Source organism: Streptomyces sp. NPDC059002, assembly GCF_042740435.1.
Classification (GTDB): Bacteria; Actinomycetota; Actinomycetes; order Streptomycetales; family Streptomycetaceae; genus Streptomyces.
On sequence record NZ_JBHYJI010000009.1, the window covers coordinates 184,288 to 209,976 of the forward strand.

General features: G+C 71.7%; 6 protein-coding genes. 3 read left to right on the forward strand and 3 right to left on the reverse strand.

Annotation, left to right across the window (positions count from 1 at the left end; translation table 11 throughout):
• The first annotated feature begins 20 nt into the window (after window positions 1-20).
• Window positions 21-2,945 (forward strand): FAD-binding and (Fe-S)-binding domain-containing protein, encoded by a 2,925-nt coding sequence (locus ACFWZ2_RS11600; RefSeq protein WP_384544858.1) that lies wholly within the window; start codon window positions 21-23, stop codon window positions 2,943-2,945.
• Between the two features lie 21 nt (window positions 2,946-2,966).
• Here the strand turns inward: ACFWZ2_RS11600 and ACFWZ2_RS11605 are convergent, their stop codons facing one another.
• Window positions 2,967-4,235 carry a cytochrome P450 gene (locus ACFWZ2_RS11605; protein ID WP_384544859.1) on the reverse strand — a complete coding sequence of 423 codons (1,269 nt, stop codon included), beginning with the start codon at window positions 4,233-4,235 and terminating at the stop codon, window positions 2,967-2,969.
• Between the two features lie 149 nt (window positions 4,236-4,384).
• Here ACFWZ2_RS11605 and ACFWZ2_RS11610 point away from each other — a divergent pair, with 149 nt between their 5' ends.
• Together ACFWZ2_RS11610 and ACFWZ2_RS11615 are read left to right on the forward strand one after the other, a co-directional pair.
• Window positions 4,385-5,485, forward strand: a complete 1,101-nt coding sequence (locus ACFWZ2_RS11610; protein WP_384544860.1) for a serine hydrolase domain-containing protein — start codon at window positions 4,385-4,387, stop codon at window positions 5,483-5,485.
• A 160-nt stretch (window positions 5,486-5,645) separates the two neighbouring features.
• Window positions 5,646-6,932 (forward strand): cytochrome P450, encoded by a 1,287-nt coding sequence (locus ACFWZ2_RS11615; RefSeq protein WP_384544861.1) that lies wholly within the window; start codon window positions 5,646-5,648, stop codon window positions 6,930-6,932.
• A 15-nt stretch (window positions 6,933-6,947) separates the two neighbouring features.
• On the opposite strand, the gene ACFWZ2_RS11620 is transcribed toward ACFWZ2_RS11615, so the two are convergent.
• Window positions 6,948-14,030, reverse strand: coding sequence for an amino acid adenylation domain-containing protein (locus ACFWZ2_RS11620; RefSeq protein ID WP_384544862.1), 7,083 nt, complete (start codon window positions 14,028-14,030; stop codon window positions 6,948-6,950).
• Window positions 14,027-25,689, reverse strand: an 11,663-nt coding sequence (locus tag ACFWZ2_RS11625) for an amino acid adenylation domain-containing protein (protein ID WP_384544863.1), incomplete at its 5' end; no start/stop codon positions are given. The genes ACFWZ2_RS11625 and ACFWZ2_RS11620, both read right to left, overlap by 4 nt.

The window sequence follows — 25,689 nt, forward strand, 5'->3', positions numbered from 1 at the left end:
CGTCCCCCGGAGCATGTCGCATGACGTTGAGCACGGAGAGCACCGCGAGCCCAGAACCCACCGAGACCGGCGACCTCGCACGGCGGCTGGAAGCCGACCTGGAGGGCGAGGTCCGCTTCGACGACTACAGCCGCCACCTGTTCGCGCGCGACGCCAGCATGTACGCCATCACCCCGCTCGGCGTCGTCTTCCCGCGGCACGCCGACGACGTGCGGGCGGCGGTCGCCGCGGCCGCCGCGCACGGCGTGTCCGTGGTGCCGCGCGGCGCGGGCACCAGCCTCGCCGGGCAGACGACAGGGCCCGGCATCGTCCTCGACCTCTCCCGGCACATGCGCCGGATCGTCGCCCTCGACCCCGAGGCGCGCACCGCCCTCGTCGAACCCGGCGTCGTCCAGGACGACTTGAACCGCGCCGCGGCACCGTACGGCCTGATGTTCGGCCCCGACACCTCCACCAGCAACCGCGCCACGCTCGGCGGCATGATCGGCAACAACTCCGCGGGCAGCGGCTCGCTGCGCCACGGGATGACCATCGACCACATCCGCGCGCTCGACGTGGTGCTCTCCGACGCGACGACCACGCATCTGTCGCCGCTCACGGAGGCCGAACGCGAACTCCGGGCCGGGCGCATCACGCTGGACGGCCGTATCCACCGGGAGCTGCCCAGGATCGTCGCCGCGCACGCCGCCGCCGTCGAGGCCGGGTTTCCGCGGCACTGGCGGCGCGCGGGCGGCTACCGCCTGGACCGGCTCGCGCGCGAGGACACCCCGTTCGACCTGGCGAAGTTCGTCGTCGGCTCCGAGGGGACGCTGGCCGTCACCACCCGCGCGCTCGTCGACCTGGTGCCCAAACCGTCCCGCACCGTCTTCGCCGTCGGCCACTTCACCTCGGTCGCGGGCGCCATCGAGGCCACCCAGGACGCGCTCGCCTGCGACCCGGCGGCCGTCGAGCTGATGGACCGCACGATCCTGGACCTGTCCCGCGAGAAGATCGAGTACGCCTCCCTGTCCACCGTGCTCGAAGGCGACCCCGAAGCACTCCTCTTCGTCTCCTTCACCGGCGACGACGAACGCGAACTCCAGGGACAACTGGACCAGTTGACCTCCCTCTGGCGCCGCCACGGCCACGGCTACCACACCCTGCGCGCCGTCGACCCCGCCGACCGGGCGGCACTCCTCAAGGTCCGCAAGGCCAGCCTCGGCCTGCTGATGGCGGCGAGCGAGGGCACGAAGCGGCCGCTGGCGTTCATCGAGGACACCGCCGTGGACCCGGTCCATCTGCCCGCGTACACCAAGCGGTTGAAGAAGGTCCTCGACCGGCACGGACTCACCGCGGGCTTCTACGGCCACTGCTCCGTGGGCTGTCTGCACATCCGCCCCTTCCTCGACGTGACCGACCCCGCGCAGCGGCAGACCATGCGCGATGTCGCCGAGGAGATCAAGGACCTCGTCACCGAGTACGGCGGCGTCAACTCCAGCGAACATGGGGACGGCCTGGCGCGCAGCGAGTTCAACCGCGAACTCTTCGGCGACGAGCTGTACGAGGCCATGCGTCAGGTGAAGGGCCTGTTCGACCCGGACGACCGGCTCAACCCCGGAAAGATCGTCGACGCGCCCGCCATGACCGACCATCTGCGGGACGCGGCCCTGCCGCCCGCACCCGGCCTGCGCACCCGCCTCGACTTCGACGTGACGGGCGGCATGCGGGCGACCGCCGACCGCTGCATGAACATCGGCCTGTGCCGCAAGACCGACGCCGGCACCATGTGCCCCTCCTACATGGCCACGAGGAACGAACAGGACTCCACACGCGGCCGCGCGGGCGCCCTCGTCAAGGCGCTCTCCGCACCCGACCCGCACACCGCGCTCGGCGACGAGGCACTGCACGAGGTCCTCGACCTCTGCCTGATGTGCAAGGCCTGCAAGAGCGAATGCCCCCTCGGCGTGGACATGGCCGCGCTGAAGACGGAGGCACTCGCCCACCACCACGACCAGCACGGCGTCCCCGCCCGCTCACGGGTCTTCGCCGCCATCCGGCTCCTGAACCGCATCGGTTCGGCCACCGCACCCCTGTCCAACCTGCCGGGCCGCATCCCGCTGCTGCGCCGTCTGCTCGACCGGACGCTCGGCATCACCCCGCACCGCCCGCTGCCGCGCTACACCCGCCGCAACCTCGTGCGCTGGTACGGCCGCCGCACCGCCCCCGCACAGGCGCCCCAGGGCACGGTCGTCCTCCTCGCCGACTCCTTCACCACCTATACGGAACCGGAGATCGGCCGCGCCGCCGTCGAACTCCTCGAACGCTCGGGATGGGACGTGCGCCTGGAGAGCGGCGGCTGCTGCGGACGCGCCAGCCTCTCCAAGGGCCTCGTGGACGACGCGAGCGACAAGGCGTTCCAGCTCGTCCACCGGCTCACCGAGACCACCCCGCCGGATGCCCCGATCACCGGCTGCGAGCCGTCCTGCCTGATGACCCTGCGCGACGAGCACCGGGCGCTGCTGCCCAAGGACTCGGCGCGCATCGCGGTCACCGATCGCGTCCGGCAGCTGGAGGAACTGCTCACCGAGGCCGTCGACGACGGGCGGCTGCGGCTGCGCGCCGACTCCTGGCTCAGCGGCCGCACCCTGCTCTTCCACGGCCACTGCCACCAGAAGGCCGAGGTCGGCACCGCGGCGACCATGGCCCTGCTGCGCCGCATCCCCGGCGTCGAGGTCATCGAACTCGACGCGGGCTGCTGCGGGATGGCCGGGTCGTTCGGATTCGAGTCCGAGCACTACGACGTGTCGATGACCGTCGGCGGCGACCGTCTCTTCCCCGCCGTGCGCGCCGCGTCGGACGACACCGTCGTCGTCGCGACCGGCGCCTCCTGCCGCCAGCAGATCTTCCACGGCACGGAGCGCGACGCGTGGCACCCCGTGCAGCTGGTGCGGGAGGCGGCGGCGTGAACCCGGCGACGGCTCAGCGGGTCAGCGGACCGGCTTCAGCCGGATGGGCAACCGCGTGTGCCCGTTCGTGATCAGTGAGGGCACCCGCTGCAGCTGATCCATGGGTACGGCGAGTGCGGCGTCCGGGAAACGCTCGAAGAAGCGGCTCAGCGCGATGCTCCCCTCCATGCGGGCCAGCGGGGCGCCGAGGCAGAAGTGGACGCCGTGCCCGAAGGAGAGGTGCTCGTGGCTGCCGCGCGTCACGTCGAAGACGTCCGCGCTCTCGCCGTGCCACTCGGGGTGCCGGTTCGCGGCGGCGTACGAGGCGAGGATCGCGTCGCCCGCGGCGATCGTCCGCCCGTCGGGGAGCGGGATGTCCCGGACGGCGAAGCGCATCGGCAGGTGCTTGACGGCGGGTTCGACCCGCAGCGTCTCCTCCACGACGGTGTCCCAGCCCGCGCGCCCGGCGCGGATGTGCGCGAGCTGCTCGGGGTGCGTGAGCAGCCGGGCGATGGCGTTGCTGATCAGGTTGACGGTGGTCTCGTAACCGGCGCTGACCATCAGCAGGAGCGTGTCGCGCACCTCGGCCTCGTTGAGGCCCGAGCCGTCGCCCTCCTCGTCGTGCGCGGCGATGAGCAGGGACGTCATGTCGTCGCCCGGCTCGGCCCGCTTGGCCGCGACGAGGCGGTCGAAGGAGGCGTACAGCTCGGCCGTGTTGGCGGCGGACTCCTCGGCGGTGAGCGTGGTGGAGAAGACGCCGTCGACGAGCCTGCGGAACCCCTCGCGCCGCTCCTCGGGCACGCCCATCAGCTCGCCGATGACCTGGATGGGCAGCGGGTACGCGAAGTGCTCGCGCAGATCGACCGGTTCACCGGGTGCGACGCTTCCCGACTCCGTCTTCCTGCCGTGCTCGAAGCCCTCCTCCAGATCGTCGAGGAGACGGGTCACGATCTGCTCGATGCTCTCCTTGAGCGCGGCGACGCGCCGGGCGCTGAACGCGGGGGCGACCAGGCGGCGCAGCCTGCGGTGGTCGGCGCCGTACGCGGTGAACATGTTCTGGACCGCGACCCACAGGGCCAGCGGCCAGGTCCGCACGGCCTCGTCGAACAATGGCCAGTGCTGGCGCGCGTCCTTGGAGACGTCCGGACTGGTCAGCATTTTCTGCAGCAGGACGGGGTCGGTGACGGACCACGCGGTGACACCGAGGACGTCGACGCGGGTCACGGGACCGGCCGCCCGGAGCGCGCTGTTCTCCGCGTCCGGGTCGGCGCCGGTGGGGTCGATGACGAAGGCCGGGGGCTGGACGGTCATGGCGGTTCTCCAAAAGGGCGGTGGGGGACGGGTGTTCGTACCGGCGGAGAGGTTACCCACGGGTCGGGCCCGGAACCCCTTCCCTGTATACCCCCCGTGGGTATAGTGCTCGTGGAGCTGGATGCGGCTGCGGGGCGAGAGGGGCGGACATGGCGGAAACGGTCGACGGTCACATGGCGCAGGGACACGAGGAAGTGCGCCGCGTCTTCGAGGAGTTGGTGGCCGACGGCACGGAGACGGGCGCCGGGCTCTCGGTCTGGCGCGCGGGCCACGAGGTCGTACGGCTCGACGCGGGCTGGGCCGACGCCGACCGGCGAAGGCCCTGGCGGGGCGACACGCTCGTCCAGCCGTACTCGGTGTCCAAACCCTTCGCCGCACTCGCCGCCCTGGTGGCCGTGCGCGACGGCGCGCTGGAACTCGACGCACCGATCGCCCGCCACTGGACCGCCTACGGATCGCACGGCAAGGACCGCGTCACCCTGCGCCATGTGCTCACCCACCAGGCGGGCCAGCCGCGCTTCCCCGCGGCCGCGGCCGGTCTCGACCTCCTCGACGACGCCGCACTGCGCGCGAGCCTGGCGCGGGCCGCACCCGAGTACGCGCCCGGCACGGCCCTGGGGGAACACGCGCTCACCTACGGCCACCTGATCGACGGCATCCTGCGCGCGGCCACGGGATCGACCCTGGGGGAGATGTTCAACGAGGTGGTGCGGCCCGCCCTCGGCATCGACGCCTGGTTCGGCGTCCCGGAGCGCGAACTGCACCGCGTCGCCGACCTGGAGTACGCCGCACCGGACTGGCCCGTCCTGCTCCCCGCCGAACCATGGCTGCGGACCCCGGCAGGCGCCCTCGACGTGCGGCGCGTCAACGCACCGGCCTGGCGGCGGGCGGTCTTCGGCGGTGTCAACCTGCACGCGACCGCGAGCGGCGTCGCGCGGTTCTTCTCCGTCCTGACCGAACCCGAAGGACCCGTTGGCGCACTCCTCGGCCCCGAGCTGCACGCCGAGTACCTCGCGCCCCAAGTCACCGGCCACGACGAGGTCTTCGGCACCCGTGTCACCTGGACGCTCGGACTCCTGCGCGACCCCGGCAAGATCGCCAAGGGCGGCATCGGCGGATCCGCCGCCTGGTGGTCCCGCGAGCACCGGCACGCCTGCGCCTATCTGACCCGCCGCCTCGACGACCACTCCCGCGCCGCGGCCGTCGCCGCCGCGCTCGGCGACGACCTCACGGTGCGGGCGGAGGACTGAGCGCACGCATCCCACAACCCCGCGGCCCACCGCCCCGGCACATTGCGACTAAAGCCCGCACTACCCCCTCCCGGCTTTGTACGGTTCCCACAGCGCCCGGCCTCGGTCACTGGCTCAGGACCACGTCGATCAAGCCACCCGGCCCGGCGAGGATGAACGGGTGACCGCACCCCTCGCCTCCCGCGCACCCCTCACCTCCTCCGCGCCGCCGACCTCCCTGGACCCGGCCGACCCGGACTTCGCGCGCGACCCGTATCCGTACTACGCGCGCCTGCGCGAGCAGGGCCCGGCGGCACGGGTGCCGCTCGCCAACGGCACGTACGCCTGGTTCGTCACCGGGTACGAGCAGACGCGAGCCGTGCTCGCCGACCCCCGCTTCTCGAACGTGCCGCCGCAGGACGCGGGCCGACCCAAGGGCGACTCGCCCGCACGGCGCGCCCGCGCCTGCCTGGCCCGGCACATGCTCAACACCGACGCCCCCGACCACACACGGCTGCGCCGGCTGACCACGGCCGCGTTCGCACCGCGCCGCGTGGACGCCTTGCGCACCCGGATCGAGGAGCTGACCGACGGACTCCTGCACGACGTCGGCGAGCGCCTCGCCCGCGACGGCGGCGCGGACCTCGTCGACGCCTTCGCCTTCCCGCTGCCCGTCCTGGTGATCGGCGAGGTCCTCGGGGTGCCCGAGGCCGACCGCGCGGACCTGCGCGACTGGACGTACCGGGTCGGCTCGCCCGCCGACGCGCTGCCGCAGGGCGCCGTCGACGAGGCATGGACGTCCCTGTACGCCTACTTCACCGAGCTGATCGCCCACAAGCGCCGCTCACCGGGGCCCGACCTGTTCAGCGCGCTCACCCACGACGCGACCGAAGGCGGCCTGGACGACGGCGAGTTGCTCGCCATGGCGTTCCTGCTGCTCTTCGCGGGCTACGAGACCACCATGAACCTGCTGGCATCCGCGTCCCTGCTGCTGCTCACCCACCCCGACGAGCTGACGGCCGCCCGCCGCGACCCCGGGCGCTGGCCCGCCGTCGTCGAGGAGACGCTCCGGCACGCAAGCCCCCTGGAGGGCACGACATGGCGGCACGCCACCGAGGACGTGGACCTCGGTGACGGTGCGCTCATACCGGCGGGCGCCTCGGTCCTCGCCGTCCTTGCCGCCGCCAACCGCGACCCCCGCCACTTCCCCGACCCCGACGCCTTCCGCCCGGGACGCTACGCGCACGACGCCACGGAGCGCGGCCCGCGCACCGCACCGCATGCCGCGTTCGGTCACGGACCGCACTTCTGCGTCGGCTCGCGCCTGGCCCGCCTGGAGGCGGCGATCGCACTCCCGCGCCTGTTCGCCGCCTTCCCCGCGCTCCGCCTGACCGCCGACCCGGCCGGACTCCCTTATCGGCCGGGCCTGTTGGTGCGCGGACCGAGGCGCGTCCCGGTCACCGCGTAGGGGCGGCCGCCGGGATCACGGCGCGGGCGACCGCGACAGGGACCTCGCCAGTACGGCCCCGATCCGTTCCAGCGCGTCGGGCCGCAGCATGTGCTCGTGCCGTACGTCGACACTGTGCTCCGTCACCTCACCCGCCACATACGGCGCCCAGGCCTCCGGCGACCGCCGGGGATCGTCGGCGGGCCACTCCGCGGCCGACTCCGCGGCGGTGAACAGGAGAACGTCACCGCCGAACCGCTCGGGCACGAACTTGTCCAGGGCGTCCGGCACCCGCATGAAGATCTCGACGACCCTGGCGAGCACGTCCTCCTCCAGCAGAAGGTCCACGCGCCCCGCGCTCTCCCTGCGCATGAAGTCGACCAACTGCGCGGGCGTCAGCCCCTGTTCCCCTTCCCCTTCCTCTTCCTCGGAGCCGCTGAGGAAGGTCCGGCGGTCGACGCCGACGATCTCCTCGAAGAGCAGCGCCAGCACATCGCGCTCGTCCAGTTCGGGTATCTCCTCGCCCGGCCTGCGATCCGGGGGGAAGGAGTCGAGGAGCGCAAGAAGCTCCACCCGCTCCCCGGCCTTCTCCAGACGGGTCGCGATCGCGTGCGCGACCAGACCCCCGAAGGACCAGCCGAGCAGGAAGTAAGGACCCGTCGGCTGCACGGCCCGGATGTGCGTCAGATAGTCGTCGGCCATCTCGTCCAGCGTGGCGGTGGGCTGCTCCGCCCCGGTCAGACCGCGCGCCTGGAGTCCGTAGACGGGACGGTCGGGCGCGACGTGCGCGAGCAGACCGGCGTACGGCCAGCTGATGCCCGCGGCGGGGTGGACACAGAACAGCGGTGGCAGCCCGCCGGTCGTCCGCAACGGCAGGAGCACGTTGAGGGCGTCGCCCGACGTGTCACTCGCCAGGCGTCGCGCCAGAGCGGCGGGTGTCGACGCCTCGAACAGGGCCCGTACGCCGAGCTCCACCCCGAAGACCGCCTTGACCCGGGAGACCAGGCGGGTGGCCAGCATCGAATGCCCGCCCCTGTCGAAGAAGCTGTCGTCCACGCCCACGGCGACACCGAGCACCTCCGAGAACAGCTCGCACAGCAACTGCTCCTCCTGACTCGCCGCCGCCCGGGACAAGGGCGCGGAAGAAGACGGGGAGGCGGTGAAGTCGGGGTCGGGCAGCGCGGAACGGTTCAGCTTTCCATTGGCGGTGAGGGGGAGCGCGTCCAGGATCACGTACGCGGCGGGGACCATGAACTCGGGGAGGCGGGCACGGGCGAACGCGCGGAGGGAGGCGGTGAGTTCGCCCCCTTCCTGGGCCGACCCGCTCTCGCCCGAGGGCACCACGTAACCGACGAGGAGGCGGCCTTCGTGGGCCGTCACGACGGCCTGTGCCACGTCCGGGTGCTCGGCGAGCACGGACTCGACCTCGCCCGGCTCGATGCGGAAGCCCCGGACCTTGACCTGCTGGTCGGCCCTGCGCACGAAGTGCAACTTCCCGTCGGAGCCCCGCCGTACGAGATCGCCCGTCCGGTACATCCGCTGCCCGGCCTCGAAGGGACAGGCCACGAACCGCTCGGCCGTGAGGCCCGGACGGTGCACATACCCGCGCGCGAGTCCCGCGCCCGCGATGTACAACTCGCCCGTCACACCCGCGCCGACGGGCCGCAGCCGGTCGTCCAGCACATAGGCCCGAATGTTCCCGACGGGAGCACCGATCGCCGGGGCCGACCACGCGTCGACGTCGTCGGGCAGCACGTACGAGGTGACCACATGCGTCTCGCTCGGCCCGTAGTTGTTGCGCAGCCGCCGCCCGGGAACCTGCCGGAAGAACGTGCGGACATGCGGGCTCAGCGTCAACGCCTCACCGGCCTGGACGACCTCCCGCAGAGCGGGGAGCTCCCGCCCCCGCGTGACCGCCGCATGCGCCAGGGCGTCGATGACCAGATTCGGCGCGAACAGCTCGTCGACCCGCTGCTCCTCCAGCCAGTCCACCAACTCCTCCGGACTGTAACGGACTTCGTCCGCCGGAATCACCAGCGTCTTCCCGGCCAGCACCGCCGACAGGATCTCCTGCACGGACACGTCGAAGCTCAACGCGGAGAACTGGGCGGTACGGGTACCGCCCGTGGACGGCATCTCGCCGCCGTGCCACGTCAGCAGATTGACCATGGCGCCATCGGTGACGGCGACGCCCTTGGGTCGTCCTGTGGAGCCCGAGGTGTAGATGACGTAGGCCGGGTGCAGGGGGTTGTGGGCGGGGACGACGGGGTTGTGGTCCGGCAGGGCGGAGGTGTCCAGGTCCGTGCCGTCGAGTACGAGGAGGGGGTGGGCGTCGTCGAGCATGAACTGGATGCGGTCGTGGGGGTATTGGGGGTCGATGGGGAGGTAGGCGGCTCCGGTTTTGAGGACGGCGAGGACGGCGATGACCATCTCGGTGGTGCGGGGGAGTTTGAGGGCGATGACGTGTTCGGGGGCGGCGCCTTGGGTGATGAGGTGGTGGGCGAGTTGGTTGGCGCGGGTGTTGAGTTGGTCGTAGGTGAGGTGGGTGTTCTGGAAGGTGACGGCCACTTGGTCGGGGGTGCGGGTGGCTTGGGCTTGGAAGAGTTCGGCGAGGCTGGCTTGGGGGGTGGGGTGGGTGGTGTTGTTGTGGGTGGTGAGGGTGTGGTGGCGCTCTTGGGGGCTGAGGAGGTCGATGTCGCCGATGGGTTGGTCGGGGTCGGTGATGGCGGCGGCGAGAAGTAGGCCGAGCCGGTGGGTGAGGGCTTGGACGGTGCTGCGGTCGAAGATGTCGGTGCTGAACTCGACTTGACCATCGAGTCCGCTCATCCCGCTGCCGTCGCCGTCGCCGTCGGCGTCCGCGCCCCGGTGCTCGGCGATGCTGAAGGTCAGGTCGGTGCGGGCCGTGCCCGTGCCCGCCGGGACGGGGGTGACGGAGAGGCCGGGCAGGTCGAACACGGCGTCGGCGGTGTTCTGCCAGGCCAGCAGGGTCTGGAACAGGGGGTGGTGGGCGAGGGTGCGTTCGGGGTTGAGGACTTCGACGAGGTGCTCGAAGGGGACGTCCTGGTGGGCGTAGGCGTCGAGGTCGGTTTCCCTTACGCGGGTGAGGAGTTCGCGGAAGGTGGGGTCGCCGGAGAGGTCGGTGCGGAGCACGAGGGTGTTGACGAAGAACCCGACGAGGTCGTCGAGCGCCTCGTCCGTACGGCCCGCGATGGGCGTGCCGATCGGGATGTCGTCCCCGGCACCGGACCGTGCGAGGACGGCGGCCAGTGCGGCGTGGATGACCATGAAGAGGGTGACACCGTTGGCGCGCGCCAACTTGGCGAGCCCCGCGTGGAGTTCGGCGTCCCAGTGGAACGTGAGCGTGTCTCCCCGGTATGAGGCCACGGCGGGGTAGGGCCGGTCCGCGGGCAGCTCTGTGCGCTCGGGGAGGTCGGCGAGTGTCCGCTTCCAGTGGGCGAGCTGGTCGGCCATGACGCTGTCCTGGTCCGCGCCGTCGCCGAGCAACTGCCGTTGCCAGAGAGCGTAGTCGGCGTACTGCACCGGCAAAGCGGTCCACGAGGGAGCGGCTCCTCCCAGCCGTGCCCGGTACGCCTCCGCGATGTCGCGCCAGAGCGGCTCCAGGGACCAGCCGTCGGCGGCGATGTGGTGGACGCCCAGGACGAGGACGTACTGGGCCGGAGCCTCGTCAGAGGACTGGACGAACAGCTCGGCCCGCAGCGGGAGTTCGGCGCTCAGATCGAAGTCATGGCGTACGGCCGAGTCCACCGACCCCGCCAGCGCGGCGGCGGACACCGACGACACCGTGAGCGTCGGACGCGCGGCATCACTGTCCAGCACCAACTGGTACGGCATCCCGTCGTGTTCACGGAACAGCGTCCGCAGGCTCTCGTGCCGGGCCACGACATCGGCCAGCGCGTCCTCCAGGGCCTGCCGGTCGAGGGTGCCGGTGAGACGTACGGCCAAGGGCACGTTGTAGGTCGCCGACGGTCCTTCGAGGCGGTGCAGGAACCACAGCCGGTTCTGCGCGTACGACAACGGAACCTGCTCCGGTCGTACGACAGGTCCCAACGCGGCCCGCGCCGGACGCGCCCCACCCAGCACCTGGGCCAGCGCGGCGACGGTGGGCGCCTCGAAGAGCGCCCGCACGCCCAGCTCAAGACCGAACGCCGGCCGGATCCGCGACATCAGGCGCGTGGCCAGGAGCGAGTGCCCGCCGAGGTCGAAGAAGCTGTCGTCGACGCCCACTTCGGGCCGTTCCAGGACGTCCGCGAAGAGCGCGCAGAGAATCTCCTCGGTCGGCGTCCGCGGCGCGCGCGACGCAGGACCCGAGTGGAAGTCCGGCTCCGGGAGCGCGTCCCGGTCCAGCTTCCCGCTGGCGGTCAGCGGGAGTCCGTCGAGGACCATGACCGTGGCGGGGGTCATGTGCTCCGGCAGTCGCTCCCGGACGAACTCGCCGACGGACAGGGCCAGATGGGCGTGGGTGCGGTCTTGGTCGGTGCCTGCCTCGGTCGACGGCACGACATAGCCGACGAGGACTTCCTTGTGTACGGATACGGCGGCCTGGGCGACTCCCGGGAAAGCGCTGAGCGCGGTTTCGATCTCGCCGGGTTCGATGCGGAAGCCGCGGATTTTGATCTGGTGGTCGGCGCGTCCGGTGAATTCGAGGTGTCCGTCGTGGTGGCGGCGGGCGAGGTCGCCGGTGCGGTACATGCGTTCGCCGGGGGTGTTGCTGTGGGGGTTGGCGGTGAAGCGTTGGGCGGTGAGGGCGGGGTGGTGGGTGTAGCCGCGGGCGAGGCCGGGGCCTGCGAGGTAGAGCTCGCCGGTGACGCCGGGGGGTAGGGGGCGCAGCCATGGGTCCAGGACGTAGGTGCGGGTGTTGGGGATGGGGTGGCCGAGGGAGGGGATGGTGGGGTTGGTGGTGAGGGTGGCGCAGACGGTGGCTTCGGTGGGGCCGTAGGCGGTGATGAGGCGCCGACCGCCGGCGGTCCACTGCTCAGCCAGGTCTGGGGGGCAGACTTCGCCGCCGGTCAGGACGTACTGGAGTGTGGGGATCCCGTTGCTGGGGAGGGAGGCCAGGAGTGAGACGGGCAGGGCGACGTGGGTGGCTGCGCTGTTTGTGAGGGCGGTGGCGAGTTCGTCTCCGGCGAGTTGGCCGGGGCTGTCCAGGATGAGGGTGGCGCCGGAGCCGAGGGTGGTGATGAGGTCGCAGACGGCGACGTCGAAGCTGGGGGAGACGGCCTGGAACACCCGTGAGCCAGGCCGGAGTTGGAGTTCCTCGGCATGGGACGTGTGGAGTGCGGTGATGCCGGTGTGGGTGACGGCGACACCCTTGGGCCGCCCGGTGGAACCCGACGTATAGATCACATACGCCGTACTGGTCGGCTCCTGGCGCACGAGCAGATCGGTGTCCGCGTACCCCTCGGTGGCCACGGGTCCATCGATGACAAGGACCGGCTGGGTGTCGTCCAGCATGAACTGAACGCGCTCGGCGGGATACGAGGGATCCACCGGCAAGAAGGCCGCGCCTGCCTTGAGGGCGGCCAGTGCGGAGACGACGAGGTCCACGGACCGGGGCAGCCGCAGCGCGACGACCCGCTCCGGTCCGGCGCCCCGCTCACTCATCCACCGCGCCAGGCGGTTGGCCCGCGCGTTCACCTCGGCGTAGGTGACCTGGGTGTCGCCGCAGACCAGTGCCATCCCGTCCGGCGTGCGCGCCACCTGCGCCTCGAACAGTTCCGCCACGGTCAGCACGGGCAACTCCCGCGCGGTGTCGTTCCACTCGACCAGAGCCCACTGCCGCTCTGCCTCCGAGAGCAACTCAAGCGCTCCTACCGGCGCATCGGGATCGGCCACCACGGCCCGCAGCAACCGTTCGAGCCGCGCCGCCACCCCCTCCACCGTCTCGCGGTCGAAGACATCCTGTCGGTGGTCGAGCCGCAGGAGGAGGTTCCGGCCCGGTACGACGGCGAGGCTGAGGGGGTAGTGCGTGGCGTCGTGGCCGCCCGCGCCCGCGACGCGCAGGCCGTTGAAGTCGGGGCGGTCGCCGGTGTCGCCGAGGGGGTAGCTCTCGAAGACCATCAGGGTGTCGAAGAGCTCGTTGTGGCCCGTGAGGCGGTTGATCTCGGTGAGGCCGAGGTGGTGGTGCTCGGCGAGTTCCGCCTGGTCGGCCTGGATGCGGGTGAGCAGGGCGGCGACCGGCTCCGCGGGGTGCAGGCGGACGCGGACCGGGAGCGTGTTGATGAAGAGGCCGACCATGCCCTCCACGCCGGGAAGGTGCGGCGGCCTGCCGGACACGGTCATGCCGAAGACCACGTCGTCGCGGCCCGTGAGCTGCTGGAGCAGCAGTGCCCAGCAGCCCTGCACGACGGTGTTCGGCGTGAGCCCCTGGCGGCGGGCGAAAGCGGTGAGGTCCGTCGTGAGCGACTCGGGCAGGGAGTGGTCGATGCGTGCGGGGTGGGCGACGGTGCGCTCGGACTCGGCGGGCGCGACCAGCGTCGGCCCTTCGACGCCCGCAAGCGCCTTCCGCCACGCCTCCGTCGCCAGCGCGGGGTCCTGCTCCGCGAGCCACTCCAGGTAGTCGCGGTAAGGGGTCGCGGGCGGCAGGCCCGAGTCGTCGCCGTGGTGTTCGTAGAGGTGGAAGAGGTCGCGGTAGAGGACCGGCAGGGACCATCCGTCGAGCAGGATGTGGTGGGCCGTCAGGGCGAGCCGGTGCCGGTGCCCGCCGAGGCGTATGAGCGCGAAGCGCAGCAGCGGAGGGTCGGCCGGGTCGAAGCGGAGCGTCCGCTGCTCGGCCAGGAGCCGGTCCAGCTCGGTCCGTCGTACGTCCTCGTCGAGCCCGCCGAGGTCGGTCTCGTGCCAGGGGACGGTGACCTCGGCGGGGATGAGCTGGACGGGGTGTTCGAGGTCCTCGTCCCAGAAGCCCGCGCGCAGATTCGGGTGCCGGGCGAGCAGGGCGTCCGCGGCGCCGCGCAGCGCCTCCTTGTCGAGCGGCCCCTCCAGGTCGAAGACGACCTGGAGGACGTAGACGTCCGCGCGCTCCTCGTCATAGCGGGCGTGGAAGAACAGGCCCTCTTGCAGGGGCGCGAGCGGCCACACGTCCATCAGTTCCGACTCGGTCACTTGCGCTTCCTCCACGCTGCCTCGATCTTCGACATCTGACCCCGGTCCATCTTCACCAGGGGCTTCTTCGCCTTTGCTGCCGCCGTCGTCGTCGCCGCGGTCCCGCTCTGCGGCGTCTCTTCCGTCTGCGGCGTCTCTTCCGGCTGCCGTGCCGGTTCGACGTGTTCGACCCGTTCGGCCAGCGCGGCGAGTGCGGCCACGGTCTTGTGCAGGAACACGTCCCGCGGGCTGATCACATACCCGGCCGTACGGGCCCGGCTGACCACCTGGATCGACGTGATGCTGTCGCCGCCCAGGTCGAAGAACTCGTCGTCCACGCCCACGTGGACCCCGAGCACCTCGGTGAACACCGCGCAGAGTGCCTCCTCGGCCGCGGTGCGCGGTGCGCGGGACGCGGGCGCCGAGGTGAACTCGGGCGCCGGGAGCGCGGCCCGGTCCAGCTTTCCGTTGGCGGTCAGCGGGAACGCGTCCAGGACCACGACCGCGGCCGGGACCATGAACTCGGGGAGCCGGGCGCGGATGAACTCCCTTAGGACAGCGCCGAGTTCGTCGGCTTCAGGGCCGCCCGACGCCACGACGTACGCGACGAGGCGCCCGCCCTCACGGACCACCGCCACCGCCTGCCGTACCGTCGGATGCCCGGCGAGCGCGGACTCGATCTCGCCCAGTTCGATGCGGAAGCCCCGCACCTTCACCTGGTCGTCGGCGCGGCCCACGAACTCCAGGTCGCCGCCGTCCGCGCGGCGGCGCACCAGGTCGCCGGTGCGGTACATCCGCTCGCCGGGCGCGCCGAACGGGCAGGCGACGAAGCGCCCGGCCGTCAGCGCGGCACGGCCCGCGTACCCGCGGGCCAGTCCGGCGCCCGCGATGTACAGCTCGCCCACGACACCCGCCGGCACCGGTTCGAGCCGCCGGTCCAGGACGTACACCCGTGTGTTCGCGATCGGCGTGCCGATGCCCGGCGCCTCGTCGTCGACGACCGCGGCCGTCGACCAGATGGTCGTCTCCGTCGGCCCGTACACGTTCAGGACCGACCCGGCGCGCTGCGCCAGTGACACCGCAAGGTCCGGCGGCAGGGCCTCGCCGCCCACGAGGACCTGGATCCCGTCGAGCCGTACGTCCTCCGCCACCACGGCCCGCCAGAGGCTGGGCGTCGCCTGCATGACGGTGGTGCCGGAGCGGGTGAGGAGCGCGCCGAGTGCCAGCGGGTCGCGTACGGTCTCGCGCGGCGCGACCATGACGCGGGCGCCGCTGACGAGGGGTACGAACAGTTCGAGGCCCGCGATGTCGAAGCCCGTCGTCGTGACCGCGAGGAACGTGTCGTCCGCGCCGATGGCCAGGCGGTCGCGCATGTCCACCACCAGGTTCAGAAGGGCGGAGCCGGAGACGGTGACGCCCTTGGGGCGCCCCGTCGAACCCGACGTGTAGATCACGTACGCGGGGTGGAGGCCGTGGCGCCGGACGGCATCGAGCCGGACGCCCGCCTCCCCGGACACGTGCTCCGAGTCCGCAGAGCCCGCCGAGCCCCGCGGGTCGCCCCCGGCATCGATCCCGTCGCCCTCCAGCACGACGACCGGTCGCGCGTCGTCGAGCATGAACCGGATGCGCTCGTCGGGGTACTCCGGGTCGATCGGCAGATAGGCCGCGCCGGTCTTGAGGACGGCCAGCATCGCCACGACCAGGTCCGCCGAACGCGGCAGGCGCAGCGCGACGAGCCGCTCGGGTGCGGCGCCGCGCACGACGAGGGAGCGGGCCAGGCGGTCGGAGCGCGCGGCGAGTTCGGCGTACGTCAGCTCGACGTCGTCGAAGGCGACCGCCACCGCGTCCGGGGTGCGCCGCGCCTGGGCGTCGACGAGTTCCGCCACGGACGCATCCGGCAGGCCGACGGCGGTCTCGTTCCCCGCGGTGAGGGCCTGGTGGCGTTCATCGGCCGTCAGCAGGTCGATCGCGCCGACCGGCCGGTCGGGGGCGTCGGCGACGGCCGCGAGCAGGCGGCCCAGACGTGCCACCAGCGCCTCGACGGTCCGCCGGTCGAACACGTCGGCGCTGAACTCCACGAACCCGTCGATGCTCCCGTCGTCCGTGTTCTCCGTCAGGTTGAACACGAGGTCCATGCGGGCGGTCCGGGTGTCCGTCGCGACCGGGGACGCCGAGAGCCCGGGCAGCCCGAGCGTGGTCCGCGCGGTGCTCTGCCAGGCCAACATCACCTGGAACAGCGGGTGATGGGCCAGGGTGCGGGCCGGGTTGAGCACGTCCACCAGGTGCTCGAAGGGCACGTCCTGGTGGGCGTACGCGTCGAGATCGGTCTCCCGGACCCGGGCGAGGAGTTCGCGGAAGGTGGGGTCGCCCGAGACGTCCGTACGGAGTACGAGCGTGTTGACGAAGAATCCGACGAGGTCGTCGAGCGCCTCGTCCGTACGGCCCGCGATCGGCGTACCGATCGCGATGTCGTCCCCGGCACCGGACCGTGCGAGCAGCGCGGCGAGCGCAGCGTGCACGACCATGAAGACGGTCGTCCCAGTGCTGCGCGCCAACTCGGCCAGCCGCACCCCCAGTTCGGGATCCCACCGGTACGTCAGACTGCCGCCCCGGTAGGAGGCGATCGCCGGATGCGGGCGGTCCGTCGGCAGGTCCATGCGCTCGGGCAGCCCGGCGAGCGTGTCCTTCCAGTGGCTCAACTGCCGGGCCAGCGGGCTGTCCGGATCGGCGCTGTCTCCCAGAAGCCCGTGCTGCCACAGCGTGTAGTCGGCGTACTGCACCGGCAGTCGCTCCCACGACGGTGCCGCGCCGCCCGACCGGGCCTCGTACGCGGTGGCCAGATCACTCCACAAGGGGACGAGCGAGGAGCCGTCGGCCGCGATGTGATGCACCACGAGCGCGAGCACGCACTCGTCGGGCGACAGCGTCAACAGCTCGGCGTGGACGGGGAGTTCCTCACCCAGGTCGAAGGCGTATTGGACGGCGGAGGCGACCGCGTCGTCGAGGGAGGTGCTGTCCACTTCGCGCGTATGCAGGGTGGGGTGTGCTGTGTCGGGGGTGAGGATGTGCTGGTACGGCGTGCCGTCGTGTTCGCGGAAGACGGTGCGCAGGCTTTCGTGCCGGGCGACGACGTCCGTGAGGGCGGTTTCCAGGGCTGGTTGGTTCAGGGGCCCTGTGAGTCGTACGACGAGCGGGATGTTGTACGTCGCGGAAGGGCCCTCCAGGCGGTGCAGGAACCAGAGCCGGTTCTGCGCGAACGACAGCGGAAGCCGCTCCGGACGGGACGCGGGCTCGAGGGCGCGCCGGGCCCGCTGGGCACCCGAAAGCAGCCTGGCGAGAGCCGCCACCGTCGGCGCCTCGAACAGCGCCTTCACGCCGAGTTCCGCACCGAACGCCGAGCGGATGCGCGACACCAGCTTCGTCGCGAGCAGGGAATGCCCGCCCAGCTCGAAGAAGCTGTCCTCCACACCGACGCGGGACGCGCCGAGCACCTCCGCGAACAGTGCGCACAGGACCTCCTCGGCCGGGGTGCGCGGGGCACGGAACGACGGCGCGGCCGTGAACTCCGGTATCGGCAGGGCCGCCTTGTCCAGCTTCCCGTTGGAGGTCAGCGGGAACGCGTCGAGGACCATGACGGTGGCCGGGACCATGTACTCGGGAAGGCGCGTGCGGGTGACGTCCCGTACGGCTGCGGGGAGTTCGTCGCGTGAGGCGGAGGATGTGCCCGGCACGACGTAACCCACCAGCAGATCCCCGGCCCGCGCCACCACCGCGGCCTGCGCGACCGCCGGATGCTCCGCCATGACGGCTTCGACCTCGCCCGGCTCGACCCGGAAGCCCCGGACCTTCACCTGGTCGTCGGCGCGAGCCACGAACTCCAGCTGCCCGTCGCCGCGTCGGCGCACCAGGTCTCCGGTGCGGTACATCCGCTGCCCGTCCTCGAACGGGCAGGCCACGAACCGCTCGGCCGTCAGCGCGGCCCGGCCCAGGTAGCCGCGGGCGAGACCGGCACCGGCGACGTACAACTCGCCCACCACGCCCGGCGGTACGGGCCGGAGCCCGCCGTCGAGGACGTAGACGCGCGTGTTGTCCACCGGGACGCCGACGGGCACCGGTCCCGGCAGGGCGCGCGCGGGCAGCGGCGTGCTGACGGTGACGCAGACCGTCGACTCCGTCGGACCGTACGCGTTGAACATCGACCGGCCCGGGGACCAGCGCGCCGCCACCTCGCGCGGGCACTCCTCGCCCGCGACGACGAGCACACCGCCCGCAGGGAAGTCCTCCGGCGACACCACGGAGAGCAGCGCGGGAGGCAGCGTCATATGGGTCACGCCCTGCCGGACGCACAGCGCCCCGAGCCGGTCCGGCGCCAGGTCCTCCTTCGGCGCCATGACGAGGGCGGCGCCCGACAGCAGCGCCATGCACAGCTCCCACGCCGCGGCGTCGAAGCTCACCGAGGCGAACTGCAGGACCCTGCTGCCGCCCGAGACACCGAACCGCTCGATCTGCGTCGCCGACAGGCTGCCGATTCCGGCATGCGTGACGGCCACACCCTTCGGGCGGCCGGTCGACCCCGACGTATGGATGAGATAGGCCGGGTGCGACAGAAGGAGCGGCCGGACGCGCTCGGACTGTGTGAGATCGGTGTCGGCCACGGACGCCGCGGGCTCCTCGTCGACGCGGACGAGGGGGATGCCCGCGGCCCCCACCGGGACACCCTCGGGAAGGACGACGTCCCCGGCCGTCAGCAGGCACACCGGCGCCCCGTCCGCCAGCATGAACGCCACCCGCTCCGCCGGATAGTCCGGGTCCACGGGCAGATAGGCGCCACCGGCCTTGAGCACGGCGAGCAGCGCCACGGCAAGCTCGGGCGAGCGATGCGCCAGCACCGCGACGGTCGCCTCGGGCCCCACGCCCCGTGACACCAGACGGCGGGCGAGGCGATTGGCCCGCGCGTTCAGTTCGGCGTACGTCAGCTGGACGTCGCCGAAGACGACCGCCACCGCGTCCGGGGTGCGCTCCGCCTGCGCCTCGAACAGCTCGGGCAGGGTGCGGCCGGGCAGTGCGCGTGCCGTGTCGTTGAAGGTGTCGAGCAGCTCGCGGCGTTCGCGGCCGCTCAGCAGCTCGATGGCGCTCACGGGCAGATCGGGATCCCCGGCCACGGCGGAGAGGACCCGGTGCAGCCGTGCCACCAGCGTCGCGACCGTGCCCTCGTCGAAGACGTCGGTGCTGAACTCCACCACGCCGTCGAGTCCCGCCGCCTCCCCGTCGCCCGCACGGCTCTCCGCGATGCTGATCACGAGGTCCATGCGAGCCGTGCCCGTCCCCACGGGAGCGGGCTCCACGGCAAGCCCCGGCAGCGCGAGCCCGACGTCCGGCGTGTTCTGCCAGGCCAGCATCACCTGGAACAGGGGGTGATGGGAGAGGGCGCGCGCCGGATTCAGCGCCTCGACGAGAAACTCGAACGGCACCTCCTGGTGGGCGTATGCGTCGAGGTCGGTCTCGCGGACCCGGCCGAGGAGTTCACGGAAGGTGGGGTCGCCGGAGACGTCCGTACGGAGTACGAGCGTGTTGACGAAGAATCCGACGAGGTCGTCGAGCGCCTCGTCCGTACGGCCCGCGATCGGCGAGCCGACGGCTATGTCGTCCCCGGCACCGGACCGTGCGAGCAGCGCGGCCAGCGCCGCGTGCACGACCATGAACACCGTCGCGCCACTGGCACGCGCCAACTCCGCGAGCGCCGCGTGCACTTCGGCGTCCCACCGGAACGGCAGCGTGCCGCCCCGGTACGAGGCGACCGCCGGGTGCGGGCGGTCCGTCGGCAGCCCGATCCGCTCCGGCAGGCCCGCCAGCCGCTCCCGCCAGTAGCCGAGCTGTTCGGCGAGCACACTGTCGGGATCGCCGCCGTCGCCCAGGAGTTCGTGCTGCCACAGGGTGTAGTCGGCGTACTGCACCGGCAGCGGCTCCCACGCGGGGACCGCACCGCGCGACCGCTCCTCGTACGCGGTGGCCAGATCGCGCCACAGCGGCTCCAGCGACCAGCCGTCCGCCACCACGTGATGCAGGACGAGCGCCAGCGTGTGTTCGTCCGGCGCGGAGGTCGACGTCAACAGCTCGGCATGGACGGGGAGTTCCTCACCCAGATCAAACGCGTACTGGACGGCGGAGGCGACCGCGTCGTCGAGGGAGGTGCTGTCCACTGCACGCGTACGCAGGGTGGGGCGTGCCGCGTCCGGGGCGAGGATGTGCTGGTACGGCGTGCCGTCGTGTTCGCGGAAGACGGTGCGCAGGCTTTCGTGCCGGGCGACGACGTCCGTGAGGGCGGCTTCCAGGGCTGGTTGGTCCAGGGGTCCTGTGAGTCGTACGACGAGCGGGATGTTGTACGTAGCCGATGGCCCCTCAAGGCGGTGCAGGAACCACAGCCGGTTCTGCGCGAACGACAGCGGAAGCCGCTCCGGCCGTGCCGCGGGTTCGAGGGCGCGCCGGGCCCGCTGGGCACCCGAAAGCAGCCTGGCGAGAGCCGCCACCGTCGGCGCCTCGAAGAGCGCCCGCACCCCCAGCTCCACACCGAACACCGACCGCACCCGCGACACGAGCCGGGTGGCCAGCAGCGAATGCCCGCCCAGATCGAAGAAGCCGTCGTCGACCCCGACCGTGCGCACGCCAAGGATCTGCGCGAACAGCCCGCACAACAGCTCCTCGACCGGCGTCCGCGGCACCCGGGACGTCGGCGCGGCCAGGAACTCCGGCACCGGCAGCGCGGCCCGGTCCAGCTTTCCGTTGACCGTCAGCGGGAACTCGTCCACGACCATGACCGCGGCCGGGACCATGAACTCGGGAAGCCGCGTGCGCAGCTCCTCCCGCACCGAGGCCGCGAAGGCGCCGATGTCCCGCGACACGGCCGGATTGTTGGCCCACGCCCCCGGATTCCCCGACACACCCGCACCCGGGCGGTACAGCCCGGCAAGGACGGCGTCGTCGTCACGTGGGACGAACACGGCGTCCATGCCGTCCTCGCGGTGCGTGGACCAGGTGAGGACGGTCCGGTATCCCAACTCGGCGCCGATGCGGTGCAGTTCTTCGGGTTCGATCCCGGGTTCGATCTCGGTTTGGTCCGCCCCCGTGGCTAGTTGGTGTAGGGCGGCGGTTTCGGTGGTGAGTCGGGCGTTGGGGATGGCGTCGATGCGTAGGGGGTGGGGGTGTTGGGTGCGGAGGAGTTCGGTGAGGTGTGTGGTGGTGGTGAGGTCTTGGCCCCAGTGGTGGTGGGGTGTGGTGGTGAGGTCGTGGGTGGTGTGGGGGTGTTTGTGGAGGATGGCGTTGTAGCGGTGGCGGGTGAGTTCGTTGTGGTTGTGGCCTCGTTTGAGGTGGATTTCGGTGGTGTGGGTGGGGATGCTGCCGGTCGATTGGAGGGCGGTGAAGTATTCGGGGGCGATGAGGAGTTCTTTGTCGCGGACGAGGGCGCGTTCGATGGTGGCGCGGAGGGTGGTGGTGTCGGTGTGGGTGTGGTGGAGGTGGATGGCGGTGTGGAGGGTGCGGGCAGTGTGGAGGTTGCGGATGTCGCCGATGAAGAGGGCACCGCCGGGGGTGAGGAGTTGGAGGGCTTGGGTGATGACGTCGGTGAGGTAGTCGGCGCTGGGGAAGTACTGGATGACGGAGTTGAGGATGATGACGTCGAAGTGGCCTGTGGGCAGGCCGCGTACGTCATGGGCGGGCTGATTCCGCAGCTCCACACGGTCCACCAGCTCGGCGGAGATCTGCGTCCGCAGCGCGGTGATGACCCCGGCGGAGAAGTCGGTGCCCCAGTAGCTCTCGCAGTGGGGTGCGAGTTGGGAGAGGAGGAGGCCGGTGCCGACGCCGATTTCGAGGATGTTGTGGGGGTTGAGGGTGCGGATGGCGTCGACTGTGGCGTCGCGCCACTCCCTCATGTGGTCGAGGGGGATGGGCTGTCCGTCGTAACTGCTGTTCCAGCCGATGAAGTTCTCGCCCCAGGTGGCGCTCGCGGCGTCGGTGTAGAGGTCGTCGTAGATCTGCTGCCACTCGTCGACCTGCGCGTCGGCGACGCCGTCGGCGCTGTCGTCGTCGGGCATGGCTGAGCCTTCGGAGGCGCCTACGACGTATCCGATCAGCCGTTGCTCCCCGGCCTGGTCCTCCCGGGTCACGACCACGGACCTGGCGACCGCCGGGTGCTCGTTGAGGGCGGACTCGATCTCGCCGAGTTCCACGCGGAAACCACGGACCTTGACCTGCCCGTCGGCGCGGCCGACGAACTCGATGCGACCGTCGGCGCGCCACCGCACCAGGTCTCCGGTGCGGTACATCCGCTGCCCGTCCTCGAACGGGCAGGCCACGAACCGCTCGGCCGTCAGCCCGGCCCGGTCCAGATAGCCACGGGCGAGACCCGCGCCCGCGACGTACAACTCGCCGACGATGCCGATGCCGACGGGCCGGAGCCCCGCGTCGAGCACGTAGGTACGCGTGTTGGCGATCGGCGTGCCGATCGGCATGACCGGGCCCGGGTCGTCGCCGTACCGCACGGGGTGGCAGGTGGCGAAGGTGGTCGTCTCGGTGGGGCCGTAGCCGTCGACCACGACCAGCTCAGGGCAGGCCCGCAGCGCCTGGCGGACCGCGCTCGGCGACACCACGTCGCCGCCCGTCCACACCTCACGGAGCCCGGCGAGGCAGTCGGGCGACTCCTCCACGAACGCGTGGAACAGTCCCGCGCTCAGCCAGGCGCCGGTGATGCCGTGCCGTGCCACGAGCGTGCCGAGGCCGCCCGGGGTCAGCCCGCCGGAGGGTGCGAGGACCAGTCGGCCGCCGTTGAGGAGCGGCACCCACACCTCGTAGGTGCAGGCGTCGAAGGTGTGCGGCGAGTGCACGAGCACGCGCTCGCGGGCCTCGGGGCCGAAGCACGGGTCGAGGGCGAGGGCGACGACGTTGTGGTGGGTGGTGTGGACGCCCTTCGGCGTACCTGTCGAACCGGAGGTGTAGATGACGTACGCCGGGTGCTGGGGGTGCAGGTGCACACCCGTGGGGTTCGTGCTGGTGTCGGTGCCGTCGCCTGTGTCCGTGTCCGTGTCCGTGGGCAGGTTCTCGTCGAGTACGAGGACGGGGCGGGCGTCGTCGAGCATGAACCGGATGCGTTCGGCGGGGAAGTCGGGGTCGATGGGCAGATAGGCCGCGCCGGACTTGAGGACCGCCAGCATCGCCACGATCAGTTCGGGCGACCGGCGGAGCCGCAGACCGACGGTCCGCTCCGGGCCGGCGCCCCGGTCGATCAGCCAGTGCGCGAGCCGGTTCGCCCGCGCGTCCAGCTCGGCGTAGGTCAGCTCGACGTCGCCGAGGACGACCGCCACCGCGTCCGGTGTGCGGGCCGCCTGCGCCTCGAACAGCTCCGGCAGCGTCGCCACCGGCAGTTCGTGCGTGGTGGCGTTCCACTCGTCCACCACCAGCGCCCGCTCCCGCGCGGACAGCAGGTCGATGGCGCCGATCGGCTGGTCCGGATCGGCGATCACCGCGGCGAGGAGCCGGCCGAGCCGGGACATGAGCGCCGCCACGGTCGACTCGTCGAAGAGGTCCGTGCTGTATTCGACGATCCCGCCGTCCTCGTCGAGGTAGAAGGACAGGTCGAACTTGGCGGTGCCCGTCTTCACGAACTCGGGACGCGACTGGAGGCCGGGCAGACCGAGATCGTGCCGGGCGTTGTTCTGCCAGGCCAGCATGGTCTGGATCAGCGGGTGGTGGGAGAGCGACCGCGCCGGGTTGAGCACCTCCACCAGATGCTCGAACGGCACGTCCTGATGGGCGTACGCACTCAGGTCCACTTCCCGTACGCGCTCCACGAGTTCGCGGAACGTCGGGTCTCCGGAGGCATCGGTGCGCAGCACCAGGGTGTTCACGAAGAAGCCGACGAGCTGGTGCAGGGCATCATCCGTGCGGCCCGCGATCGGGCTGCCGACGGCGATGTCGTCCCCGGCACCGGACCGTGACAGCAGCGCCACCAGCGCGGCATGCACGACCATGAACACCGTGGCACCGCTGCCGCGGGCCAGCTCGGCCAGGCCCGCGTGCAGCTCCGCGTCCCACGCGTGCGCGTAGGTGCCGCCCCGATAGGTGGCGGGCGAGGGGTACGGACGATCGGTCGGCAGGGCGGTCCGCTCGGGCAGCCCCTTCAACGTCTCACGCCAGTAGGCCAGTTGGCGGGCCATCGCGCTGTCCGGATCGTCGGCACTGCCGAGCAGCTCGCGCTGCCACAGGGTGTAGTCGGCGTACTGGACCGGCAGCGGCGCCCAGTCGGGGGCCTGCCCGTCCCGCGACCGTGCGCTGTAGGCGGTCGCGATGTCCTGCCAGAGCGGAGCCAGCGACCAGCCGTCGGCGGCGATGTGATGCACGACAAGGACGAAGACGCACTCGTCCGGAGACAGCAGCAATAGCCGTGCTTGGAGGGGGAGTTCACTGCCCAGGTCGAAGGCGTACCGCACGGCTTCGTCGATCGCCGCGTCGAGTCCGGATTCGTCGACCTCGGTCAAGCCGAGGACCGGGCGTGCGGCCTCGCCGTGGAGCACCTGCTGGAACGGGGTGCCGTTCCGTTCGGGGAAGACGGTGCGCAGACTCTCGTGCCGGGCGACGACATCGACGAGCGCTTCGGTGAACGCCGCACGGTTCAGTCCGCCGAACAGCCGGACGGCGAAAGGGATGTTGTAGGTCGGGGACGGGCCTTCGAGCCGGTGCAGGAACCAGAGGCGGTTCTGGGCGTACGACAGCGGCGGATGCGACGGGCGCCGCACGGGCAGCACGGCGGGACGAGCCTGCGCGGCGCCACCCAGCTCCCGCGCGAGACCGGCGACGGTGGGCGCCTCGAAGAGAGCACGTACGCCGATCTCCACACCGAACGCCGACCGCACCCGCGACACCAGACGCGTGGCGAGGAGTGAGTGTCCGCCGTGGTCGAAGAAGTTGTCGTCGATGCCGATGTCGGGGGTGTCGAGGAGTTGGGCGAAGAGGGTGCAGAGGAGTTCTTCGGTGGGGTTGCGGGGGGTGCGGGAGGTGGTGGGGTCGGTGGTGAAGTCGGGGGTGGGGAGGGCGGCGCGGTCGAGCTTGCCGTTGCTGGTGAGAGGGAATCGGTCGAGGGCGACGACGGCGGCCGGGACCATGAACTCGGGCAGGCGCGAGCGGGCGAACGTGCGTATCTGGGCGGTGAGTTCGACGCCCGCCGACGCACCGGAGCGGGTGACGACATACCCGACGAGACGGTGACCCTCATGGGCCGTCACGACGGCCTGTGCCACGTCCGGGTGCTCGGCGAGCACGGCCTCGACCTCACCCGGCTCGATGCGGAACCCGCGTACCTTCACCTGGTCGTCGGTGCGTCCGGTGAATTCGAGCTGCCCGTCGGCGCGTCGGCGTGCGAGGTCGCCGGTGCGGTACATGCGCTCGCCGGGCGGGCCGTACGGGCAGGCGATGAAGCGTTCGGCGGTGAGGGCGGGGCGTCTGGTGTAGCCGCGTGCGAGGCCCGCGCCCACGAGGTAGAGCTCACCGGTGACGCCGTCGGGGACGGGTCGGAGCCGGTCGTCGAGGACGTAGGCGCGGGTGTTCCAGATGGGCGTGCCGATGGGCACGGCGGCGCCGTGGGTGTCGTCGGCGGTCCAGGTGGTGGCGTAGACGGTGGCCTCGGTCGGGCCGT

Excerpts from the sequence above, each read along its gene's own strand:
- ACFWZ2_RS11600 (WP_384544858.1), top strand. The coding sequence starts at position 21 with ATGACGTTGAGCACGGAGAGCACCGCGAGCCCAGAACCCACCGAGACC.
- ACFWZ2_RS11605 (WP_384544859.1), bottom strand. The coding sequence starts at position 4,235 with ATGACCGTCCAGCCCCCGGCCTTCGTCATCGACCCCACCGGCGCCGAC.
- ACFWZ2_RS11610 (WP_384544860.1), top strand. The coding sequence starts at position 4,385 with ATGGCGGAAACGGTCGACGGTCACATGGCGCAGGGACACGAGGAAGTG.